The 10,702-nt window shown below is 59.5% G+C and carries 6 protein-coding genes and 1 pseudogene; 3 read left to right on the forward strand and 4 right to left on the reverse strand.

Annotation, left to right across the window (positions count from 1 at the left end):
* The coding region (locus AC1DSG_RS21700; RefSeq protein WP_477792717.1) for a bifunctional diguanylate cyclase/phosphodiesterase at positions 1–2,630 on the forward strand (2,630 nt) is incomplete at its 5' end.
* Positions 2,631–2,666: 36 nt separating this feature from the next.
* On the opposite strand, the gene AC1DSG_RS21705 is transcribed toward AC1DSG_RS21700, so the two are convergent.
* Both AC1DSG_RS21705 and AC1DSG_RS21710 read right to left on the reverse strand, forming a co-directional pair.
* The gene (locus tag AC1DSG_RS21705; RefSeq protein ID WP_477792722.1) at positions 2,667–3,911 is read right to left on the reverse strand and encodes a methyl-accepting chemotaxis protein; all 1,245 of its coding nucleotides are present in this window, start codon (positions 3,909–3,911) and stop codon (positions 2,667–2,669) included.
* Positions 3,912–3,926: 15 nt separating this feature from the next.
* A pseudogene (locus AC1DSG_RS21710) lies at positions 3,927–4,232 on the reverse strand (PAS domain-containing protein); the annotation flags it as partial.
* A gap of 335 nt (positions 4,233–4,567) precedes the next feature.
* Between AC1DSG_RS21710 and AC1DSG_RS21715 the strand changes: the two are divergent.
* Together AC1DSG_RS21715 and AC1DSG_RS21720 are read left to right on the forward strand one after the other, a co-directional pair.
* Positions 4,568–7,084 (forward strand): arylsulfatase, encoded by a 2,517-nt coding sequence (locus AC1DSG_RS21715; RefSeq protein WP_477792718.1) that lies wholly within the window; start codon positions 4,568–4,570, stop codon positions 7,082–7,084.
* A gap of 26 nt (positions 7,085–7,110) precedes the next feature.
* Positions 7,111–8,220, forward strand: coding sequence for a formylglycine-generating enzyme family protein (locus AC1DSG_RS21720; RefSeq protein ID WP_477792719.1), 1,110 nt, complete (start codon positions 7,111–7,113; stop codon positions 8,218–8,220).
* Here the strand turns inward: AC1DSG_RS21720 and AC1DSG_RS21725 are convergent.
* Both AC1DSG_RS21725 and AC1DSG_RS21730 read right to left on the reverse strand, forming a co-directional pair.
* Complete coding sequence (locus AC1DSG_RS21725; protein WP_477792720.1) at positions 8,217–9,518, reverse strand: NAD(P)/FAD-dependent oxidoreductase; 1,302 nt, start codon at positions 9,516–9,518, stop codon at positions 8,217–8,219. The two genes, AC1DSG_RS21720 and AC1DSG_RS21725, sit on opposite strands and share 4 nt — an antisense overlap.
* Positions 9,515–10,603 carry a polyamine ABC transporter substrate-binding protein gene (locus tag AC1DSG_RS21730; RefSeq protein WP_477792721.1) on the reverse strand — a complete coding sequence of 363 codons (1,089 nt, stop codon included), beginning with the start codon at positions 10,601–10,603 and terminating at the stop codon, positions 9,515–9,517. Before AC1DSG_RS21730 ends, AC1DSG_RS21725 begins: the two co-directional genes overlap by 4 nt.
* Between the last annotated feature and the right edge of the window lie 99 nt (positions 10,604–10,702).

Below are 10,702 nucleotides of genomic sequence, written 5' to 3' on the forward strand. Positions count from 1 at the left end.
GCTCGCGCTTGCACCGCTGGCCCACCGGCAGAGGCGAAAGTGAGCTGGGTTGGCTACTTGCGCCAGTCAATGATGCCGCGGAGCCGGCGCTCGCCGAGTTTGCCCAGCGCCTGGGCATTCAACTACAGACCAATACCCTTGCCCGTGCGCAAATTACCCAGCGTGTGTTGTATGAAATTACCTACCTGGCCAGTTCGACCCGCGACCGGTCGGTATTTCTGGTGGGGGTTCACCAGCTGCTGGCCAGCCTGATCGACGCCGAGAACTTCTACCTCGCGCTGTATGACCCGCGCAGTGGCAAGATTGACTACCCGTATTACGTCGACATCATCGACGTTGATGCCGTTGAGTCCCAGCATTACGAGTTCCTCGACCCTTCGCACCTGTCGTTGACCGGTCAGGTGTTGACCACAGGCCAACCTTTGCTGATCGACGCCGCCGGCATCCTCGCCGCTCAGGCCGAGGACCGTTTCTACTGCGTGGGTGATCGTCCCGAGTTCTGGATGGGCGCACCGTTGAAAAATGCCTCGGACGAGGTATTTGGCATGCTTGCCATGCAGGTCTACGACGTTTCTCGTACCTACAGCGCTGAAGATCGCGCTCTGTTCCTGGTGGTGGCTCGCCACGTGGCCATGGCGCTGGACCGGATTCTGCACCGCGAGGACCTGGAAGAGACGGTGATGCGTCGCACCCTGGAACTCTCGGCACTCAACGATGCATTGCGCCAGGAAGTGGCAGAACGGGAGCGCGCCGAACATTTGCAGAGCGCGCTGTTCCAGATTGCCGAGCTGTCGAGCCAGCCTGGCGACATGGCTGAGTTGTTTCAAACCTTGCATGGCATCGTCGGTGATCTGCTGTTCGCGAAGAACTTCTACATCGCACTGTTCGACGACGCGACCAGTGAAGTGACTTTTCCGTATTACGTTGATGAGCGGCAGACGACCTGCCCGCCGGCACGGCGTGGGTGCCAGGGCTTGACTGAGTATGTTATCGGTCAGCGTCGGCCTTGTCTGATTGACGTCGGGGAGGCGGAACGATTGGCGGCGCACGGTGAAATCGAACTGGCCAATGAGTCTGTCCGATCCTACTCCTGGCTGGGCATTCCATTGTTCGATGGCGATGTGGTGCGTGGCGTGCTGGCGGTGCAAAGTTATACCTCGCAGGTGCGGTATAGCCTGCGAGATCAGGAACTGCTGACGTTCGTGTCGCGGCATATCGACACCGCGTTGTCGCGCCGCACGGCCGCCGAAGCGATTCATATCGCCAACCTCAAGCTGGAAGCGCGGGTGCAGAACCGCACCCGCGAGCTCGATCACGCCAATGCAAAGTTGCAACATGAAAACTCCCACGATGCGCTGACCGGGCTACCCAATCGCACCTACCTGCAACAGCGCCTCAGCCAGGCCTGGTCGCAGTTCGGCAGCGAAGGCGGGCACCTGGCGGTGATGTTCATCGACCTCGACCGTTTCAAGATGGTCAACGACAGCCTTGGCCACCACTTTGGTGACCTGCTGTTGATGCAGGCCGCCCACCGTTTACGTGGTTGTCTGCGCGACTCCGACATGCTGGCGCGCCTGGGGGGTGATGAATTTGCGGTGCTGGCGCCCGAGGCGCCGCTTGACGTGCTGATCGAAATCGCCGAACGAATCCTGGTGGCCTTTGACCTGCCGTTTTTCATCAATGGCCATGAAGTTTTTTCGTCCTGCAGTATCGGTATCGTCAGCGCCGACAGTCAGTTCCATCACGAGCCCGCCGACTTGCTGCGCGATGCCGATGCGGCAATGTACCGGGTCAAGAGTGCCGGGCGCGACAGCTATGCGGTGTTCAACCAGGAAGTGCGTCGTGAAGTCTCGGACCAGGTGGAGCGGGAAGGGGCCTTGCGCAATGCACTCAAGCGGACTGACGAATTGCTGCCGTATTTCCAGCCGATTGTCAGCATCGAAACCGGTGAACTGTTGGCCCTTGAAGCGTTGATCCGCTGGCATCAGCCGGGCGGTCGGGTGATCGCGCCGGGCGAGTTTTTGCCGGATGTCGAGGGTTTGCGCCTGATCGGTCGACTGGACTTGTACATGCTCACCAGCGTTGCAACGATCCTCGCGCAGACCCAGTATGCCAATTGGCCTGCGGTGCACGTCAATTGCTCCAGCTACAGCATGACGCGCCCGGACTTCGCCAGTGATGTGCTTGCGCTGTTGGAACGGCATGGGGTCGCGCCGTCGCGAATCTGCCTGGAGTTGACCGAAGGTGCGCTGGTGGCGGAACCAGCGATGGCCCGGCGGACCATGCAGCAACTGGCCGATAACGGCATGTCGGTGGTGCTCGATGACTTTGGTGCAGGGTTTTCATCCCTGAGCTATGTGCATCAATACCGTTTCAGCGGCTTGAAGATCGACAAGTCGTTCATCCTCGAACTGACCACCAGCCTTCGCAGTCGCGCCATCGTCAGGGCCATTGTGCGGATGGCCGAATCGCTGGACCTGAGTGTGGTGGCTGAAGGCGTCGAGGATCAAGCGACACTGGACTTGCTGCGCGAAATGGGCGCTGGACAGGCCCAGGGTTACTATTTTTCCAAGCCGATGGGGTTGCAGGCGTTGCTGGCGAGTTCGCTGATTGTCCCTGCAGGTTGCTGACCCACATCCCTATAGGTCGTCACCAGGCGTTAATGGCTACCGGTTAAAACGCTCAGCCAGGCTGTGCAGATACTCGGCCATTTCTTCAAGATCCTGGCTGATCGCGGCGCCTTGCTTAGCCTGTCCGGCAGTGTGATCACACAACTGGGCAATTCGCGTGATCTGTTGATTGATATCTTCAGTCACGTAACTTTGCTCCTCTGAAGCCGACGCCATTTGCTGGCTCATGGCGGTAATCCGGCTGACGGCCTGGCTGATGCCAACCAGAGCCGACTGCACCGCCTCGACACGCTGCATGCTGTCGTGGGAAATCTGCTCACCCTTACTGGCGGTTGATACTGCGCGATCGGCACCGCTATTGAGTGACGCGATGATGCCGTGGATCTGCTCGGTGGAGGTGCGGGTGCGTTGTGCCAGGGAACGCACCTCGTCGGCCACCACGGCAAAACCTCGGCCTTGCTCGCCTGCCCGGGCCGCCTCGATCGYCGCATTGAGCGCCAGCAGGTTGGTCTGTTCGGCAATCGACGTGATGACATCCACGATGCTGCCGATGGATTGCGTCTCGCTCGCCAGTGCGTTGACCGCCCGGCCGATTTCGTTGACGGCCTCATTCATGGCTGCCATGGCGTGCAGACTTTGCCGGGCCAGTTCACTGCCTTCTCTGGTCAACTGGTCAGCTTCGGACGCAGCATGCGCAGTAGTGATTACGTTTTGAGTCACCTCTTGATTCGTTGCCGCCATCTGCGCGATGGCAGCGGCAGACTGATCCGTTTCAYTGCGCTGGCGGTCAAGCGACTGCGCTTGCGAACCGGAAAGCTCGGAAGACTGTGCCGCCTTGGCTTTTACATTGACCCCCGCATCGACAAGCCGGCTCAAGGCTGTCTGCAAGCGAGCTTCCTCACTGAGCATGGCCATATCCAGCCGCCCCTGAGGCCCGTGGTTGTCGCTGAACGTGAGCGCTACCAACGGGTCGGAAAACGCTTTCGGATGCTCGGCGAGGGTGCGCTCGATAGCCCGGCGATGTCGGGACTCGATCAGGTACCAGGCAATGCCCAGGCTCGCCACCAGCACCCCATCAGCTGCGGTTTTTGGTAACCACAGATCGCCCAGCAGTGAAGCCCCGCCGGCCATCAGTAGTGGCCAAGCGTGTTGAAGTGGACGGAAAATCTTTGCGCTCAGTGCAACGATCGGCTTGCCGGCCCGCATCCTTGCATAGAGCGCTGCTGCCCGACGGACCTGGTCGCGGGTGGGCACCGAGCGAACCGACTCGTAACCACTCATGCGTCCGTTTTCATAGATGGGCGTGACGTAGGCACTGACCCAATAGAAATCACCATTTTTCGAGCGATTTTTCACAATACCCAGCCAGGGTTTACCTTGCTTGATGGTGTGCCACATATGAATGAATACCCCGGGTGGCATGTCGGGGTGGCGAATAATGTTATGGGGCTGGCCGACTAATTCGTCGGAAGGGAAACCGCTGATGGCAACAAACGCGTCATTGCAGTAAGTGATTCGGCTATCCAGGTCGGTTATGGATATCAATCGTTGTTCGGCGGGAAATACTCTTTCATGCTCGGTGACGGGCAAGTTCACACGCATAAAACGCGATCCTTATTCGGATTATTATTAGAATGTGGGGCATGAAAATCGGCAGCATGGCAATGTGGCATTGCTGTTGCAGGTGACGTGTTCTACGCGCAAACGTGTGGGCCGACCATGCATTGGACGACAATCGCTTTTCAATTCATGACAAATCACCGGCGCTAACGGGATTCACTTGCTGCGCCCAGGCCCATTCGTCTGACCGGATCCAAGCCCCGTTAGCGATGCGGGTTCCCCAACTAAGCTTTACTAGCTAGTGCGCCATCAACCTACGCCCCGCAGTTCTGAGCGTGCCCATCGAACTCAAGCAGTTACGAATGGAGCCAAGAGCCATGCGCCCCTTCAAGCTGTTCGCTTTCCTTCCCGTTGCGATTGCCGGCGCCTTCCTGGTATCGGTACCCGTGTTTGCCGAGCAAGTGACCGGCACGCTAGGGTCACCCAGTGCCACCATCAGTATCAGCGGTGCCCAACTGCCACCCCCCGATCCGAAATTTGGCGGAGTCATCAAGGACGATGCCCTGCATTCCCAACCGTGGTGGGCGCCACGCGTGGTTCCGCCGAAAGGGGCACCCAACGTGCTACTGATCATCACCGACGACGCCGGCTTCGGTGTGCCCAGCACCTTCGGTGGCGTCATTCCTACGCCGACGATGGACCGCATCGCCCAGCAAGGGCTGCGTTACAACCGTGTGTTCTCCACGGCGCTGTGCTCACCGACCCGGGCTGCGCTGATCACCGGTCGCAATCACCATTCGGCGGGCTTTGGTGTGATCTCGGAACAGTCGACCGGCTTCCCGGGCTACAACAGCGTCATCGACCGGGACAAGGCGACGATCGGGCGCATCCTGCTCGACAACGGCTACTCCACGTCCTGGTTCGGCAAGGACCACAACACACCAGTCTTCGCTGCCAGCCAGGTCGGGCCTTTCGATCAATGGCCAACCGGCATGGGCTTTGAGTACTTCTATGGCTTCGTCGGCGGCGATTCCAATCAATGGGAGCCCAACCTGTTCCGCAATACGACCCAGATCTATCCGTTCCTGGGTCAGGCGCCAGGCACCTGGAACCTGGTCACGGCAATGGCCGATGACGCCATAGACTGGATGACGCGCATCCATCAGATAGACCCCAACAAGCCGTTTTTCATCAAATACGCGCCCGGCGCCACGCACGCGCCACACCACCCGACGAAGGAGTGGGTGGACAAGATCAGTCAGATGAAACTCTTCGACGAGGGTTGGAACAAAGTGCGCGAGCGCATCTTCGAAAACCAGAAGCGTTTGGGAGTGGTCCCGAAAGATGCGCAGTTGCCACCGTGGCCGAAAGAGGTGCTGAAGGAGTGGGACCAACTGACGGCCGAGGAGCAGAAGCTCTATATCCGTCAGGTAGAGGTCTTCGCCGCCTATGCCGCCTATAGCGACAGCGAGATCGGTCGCGTTGTCCAGGCGGTCGAGGATCTGGGCAAGCTCGACAATACGTTGATCATCTATATCAACGGCGACAATGGCACCAGTGCCGAGGGCGGACCACTTGGCACACCCAACGAAGTCGCGTTTTTCAACGGCGTCAGTGTGCCGGTCGCGGAACAGATGAAGTTCTACGACGTGTGGGGCACCGATAAAACCTACAACCACATGTCGGCCGGCTGGTCCTGGACCTTCGACACACCGTTTTCCTGGTTCAAGCAAAACGCCTCGCAGCTCGGCGGCATCAATCAGAACATGGTGGTGTCGTGGCCGGCGCGGATCAAAGACAAGGGCAGCCTGCGCGAGCAGTTCGTGCATGTGATCGACGTRGTGCCGACGATCCTTGAAGCGGCCGGCATCCGTGCGCCCGACACGGTGGATGGCATTGCGCAGAAACCGATCGAAGGGACAAGCTTTGCCTACACCTTCGATGCGAAGAATGCCAAGGCGCCTTCTCAGCACACCACGCAGTACTTCGAAATGATGGGCCAGTGGGCCCTGTACCAGGACGGCTGGTTTCTCAGCACGAAGGTCAATCGTGCGCCGTGGGAAGCCTTCGGCCCGGCCAATGCGGATCCCTTGAACAATCAGGTGCTTGAGCTCTTCAACCTGAACACCGACTTCAACCAGACTGACGACCTCGCGGCCAAGGATCCGGAGAAGGTCAAGGCGATGAAGCAGGCGTTCATCGCCGAGGCGAAGAAGTACCAGGTGTTTCCGCTGGATGCCTCGGTGGCAGCGCGCATTATTGCACCGCGGCCGAACATCACCGCAGGGCGTAAGGAGTTCGTTTATACCCGGCCGATGACTGGATTGCCGCAGGGTGACTCGCCACTGTTGTTAAACACCTCCTACACTATTTCCGCCGATATTGAAGTACCGCAGGGTGGCGCCGAGGGCATGATACTTACGTCTGGCGGACGGTTCGCCGGGTATGGTTTTTACCTGCTCAAGGGTAAGCCAGTGTTCTTGTGGAACCTGATCGACCTGCAACGCCTGAAGTGGGAAGGCACTGAGGCACTAGCGCCGGGCCGGCACACGCTGGAGTTTGACTTCAAGTACGACGGGGTGGGTGTGGGCACGCTCGAGTTCAACGACTTCAGCGGCCTGGCCCAACCCGGCACCGGCACGCTCAAGGTGGACGACAAGGTGGTCGCCACACAGCGCATGGAGCGCACGCTGCCGATGATCCTGCAGTGGGACGAGTCGTTCGACATCGGCTCCGACACGTTGACCGGCGTGAACGATGCGGATTACCAGCCACCGTTCCCACTGACAGCCAAACTGAACCAGCTGACGATCAAGGTCGATCGCCCGCACTTGTCACCCGAGGACATCAAGAAGTTACAGGCGGCAATGGAGGCGAAGGCCAAGCAGGATTGAACCAGCAGAAYCCAGGGAGAGCGCCAATGCTTATCAGAAAGCATCGCGTGGGCATTGCCATAATCGTGGCCGGGATAGTGTCCGCCGGCTTGGCTTTTGCTGCGTACCAGCAGATTCGCGGTCCGTCGCCTTTGACACTCGGTGATGGGGAAAATGGCCCCGTGGGTATGGTCTGGCTGCCTGCGGGTGAATTTTTGATGGGCAGCGATCATAAGCAGGCGCGACCTAACGAGAGACCGGCCCACAAGGTTCGACTCGACGGCTATTGGATTGACCGCCACGACGTCACCAATGCCGATTTCGCCCGTTTCATTGCCGAAACCCACTACGTCACTACTGCCGAACGCAAACCCGAATGGGACGATCTGAAAGTCCAGCTACCGCCTGGGACACCTGAGCCCGACGACAGTGTCATGGTGCCCGGTGCACTGGTTTTCGCGGGCACCGACAGGCCGGTCGCCCTGAATGATTTCAGTCAGTGGTGGGCATTTGTCCCCRGGGCTGACTGGCGCCACCCGTTGGGCCCTGACAGTTCAATTGAGGGCAAGGAAACCCATCCCGTTGTGCAGATTTCACTTGAAGATGCGCAGGCCTATGCAACGTGGGCACATAAACGCCTGCTGACTGAGGCTGAATGGGAGTACGCCGCTAGAGGCGGGCTGGAACAAGCGACCTATGCGTGGGGGAATGATTTCACACCCAATGGAGAAAAGATGGCCAACACTTGGGATGAGGTACAACCGTTTCCCGTGACCGGGGCCAGTAATAAATTCAAGATCGGCACCAAACCGGTAGGCAGTTACAGCGCTAACGCCTACGGGCTCTACGACATGTCCGGGAACGTTTGGCAGTGGGTCGCCGATTGGTATCGTGCCGATGCGTTCAGAGTCGGGCAGCAGCAGGCCGGTGCGGTGACAGTGAACCCGGTCGGTCCATCCGACAGCTATGACCCCGAGCTCGGGGTGACCGCCAATGCACCACAGCGCGTGATCCGAGGTGGCTCTTTTCTGTGTAGCGACAGTTACTGCACGAGCTTTCGAACCAGTGCCCGGCAGGGCGCGGACCCCATGAACTCCATGTCTCATCTAGGCTTTCGTTTGGCGATGAGTCATGACCAGTGGGAAAAGCAGCGCTAACCGAGCATTTCCCGCATCCGATACCAAAGCATACCCAGCGCTAGCAGTGGCGAGCGTAAAGCGCGGCCGCCGGGGAACGTCATGTGCGGCACGGCGCTGAACACGTCGAAGCCTTTGCTGTGTCCGGCGTGAATGGCTTCGCCCAACAGTTTGGCGCACCAGTGGGTGACGTTCAGTCCATGGCCGGAGTAGCCCTGGGCGTAGAACACGTTCGGGTGCTGGCTCAAGCGACCGACCTGAGGGAAGCGATTGGCGGAGATGCCGATCATGCCGCCCCATTGGTAGTCGATACGCACCTTCGCCAATTGCGGGAACACCTTGAGCATCTGCGGACGCATGTAGGCGGCGATGTCCACCGGATCGCGCCCGGAGTAATGGCAGGCACCGCCGAACAGCAAGCGCCGGTCAGCCGAGAGTCGATAGTAATCCAGGCCGACCTTTTGGTCGCATAACGCGACGTTATGCGGGATCAGTTGCGCTGCACCTTCTTCAGTCAGAGGCTCGGTAGCAATGATGTAACTGCCTGCCGGGAGCACCTTGCCGCTGAGCTTGGGTTCAAGTTCCTCCAGATGCGCGTTGCAGGCCAGTACCAGACTGCCGGCGCGTACCGTGCCCCCGGCACAGCGTACTTGCACGGTGCTGCCATGGATCAACTCCAGCACCGGGCTCTGCTCGAAGATCTGCACGCCCAGGGATTGCGCGACGTTCGCTTCGCCGAGGACCAGGTTCAGCGGGTGCAAGTGCCCCGAGCCCATGTCCACCAGACCTCCGGCATACACGCCGGAGTTCACCACATGCGCGCGGATCTCCCCGGGTTCGAACAGGCGCGTTTCATGGGCGTAACCCGACTCGGTCAGTTGCGCGTGTTCGGCCTTCAGCCCGGCGAACTGCGACGGAGTGTTGGCCAGTTCGCAGAAGCCCCAGCGCAGGTCGCAATCGATGCCGTGTTCGCGGATCCGGTTGCCCACCACTTGCACCGATTCCATCCCGGCACGTTGCAGATAGCGCACACCTTCGGCACCGACATGCTTGGCAAACCCGCTGACGTCGTGGCCAATGCCGCGAATCAACTGACCACCGTTGCGTCCGCTGGCCCCCCAGCCAATCCGCCGGGCCTCCAGCACAATCACCGAGAGCCCGCGCTGCGCCAGTTCGATGGCCGTGTTGATGCCGGTGAAGCCGCCGCCGATCACGCAGACATCGGCCACCAGGTCCGAGGTCAGCGTGGGGCGCGGCGTCAGGCCGTTAGCCGACGCGGCATAGTAGGAGTTCGTGTGTTCGTTGCTGTATTGAGTCATTTGTTGGACTTCACTTTGCTCCAGGAACGGGTCATCAAACGCATGATCGCCTGGGGCGGGGTGGTCGAAATGTAGAGTTTGTCGAGGACAGCCTGCGGCGGGTAAACCTCAGGATTGTTCACCAGCTCCGCGTCCATGAATTCCTTGGCGGGCGGGTTCGGGTTGGCATAACCCACCGAAGCGCTGACCTTGGCAATCACTTGTGGGTCCAGCAGGTAGTTGATGAACGCGTAGGCTTCCTTTGGATTACTCGCGTCGGCAGGCACGGCCAGCAAGTCGAACCACAGGTTGCTGCCTTCCTTGGGAATGGCGTAGGCGATGTTCACGCCGTTCTTGGCTTCCTTGGCGCGGTTGGCGGCCTGGAACACGTCGCCCGAGTAGCCGAACGCTACGCAAATGTCGCCATTGGCCAGGTCCGATACATACTTGGAGGAGTGGAAGTAGGTGATGTAAGGGCGGATGGCCAACAGCTTGGCTTCGGCCTTTTTGAAGTCTTCGGGGTTTTCGCTGCGCGGGTCCATGCCCATGTAATTGAGCATCGCCGGGAACACTTCATCGGCCGAGTCCATCATCGACACGCCGCACTGGCTGAGTTTCTTGATGTTTTCCGGTTCGAACAGCACGGCCCAGGAATCGATGTGATCGACGCCCAGCACTTGCTTGACCTTGTCGACGTTATAGCCGATGCCGTTGGTGCCCCACAGGTACGGGACCGAGTGCGCGTTTTGCGGGTCGTTCTTTTCCAGCAGCGCCAACAGTTTTGGGTCGAGATTCTTGAAGTTTGGCAGTTGCTCGCGGTCCAGTTTCAGGAATGCACCGGCTTTCACCTGACGGGCGAGGAAGTGGTTGGAGGGCACCACCACGTCGTAGCCGGTGCGGCCGGCGAGCAGTTTTCCCTCCAGGGTTTCGTTGGAATCGAAGACGTCGTAGATCACCTTGATCCCGGTGTTGGCCTGGAAGTCGGCGAGGGTGGTTTCGCCGATGTAATCGGTCCAGTTGTAGACGCTGACTGTTGGTTGAGCGTGCGCAACGGCGCTGAACAATGCCGCCAGCGCGACCGGGACCACGGATTTCAATAGACGCATATCGACACCTTTCTAATTATTGGATTCTTCCCATGATCGTTCCCACGCTCTGCGTGGGAATGCCTCAAGGGACGCTCCGCGTTCCAGAGGGTCGAGGTG

This window comes from Pseudomonas sp. P5_A12, from assembly GCF_056400685.1.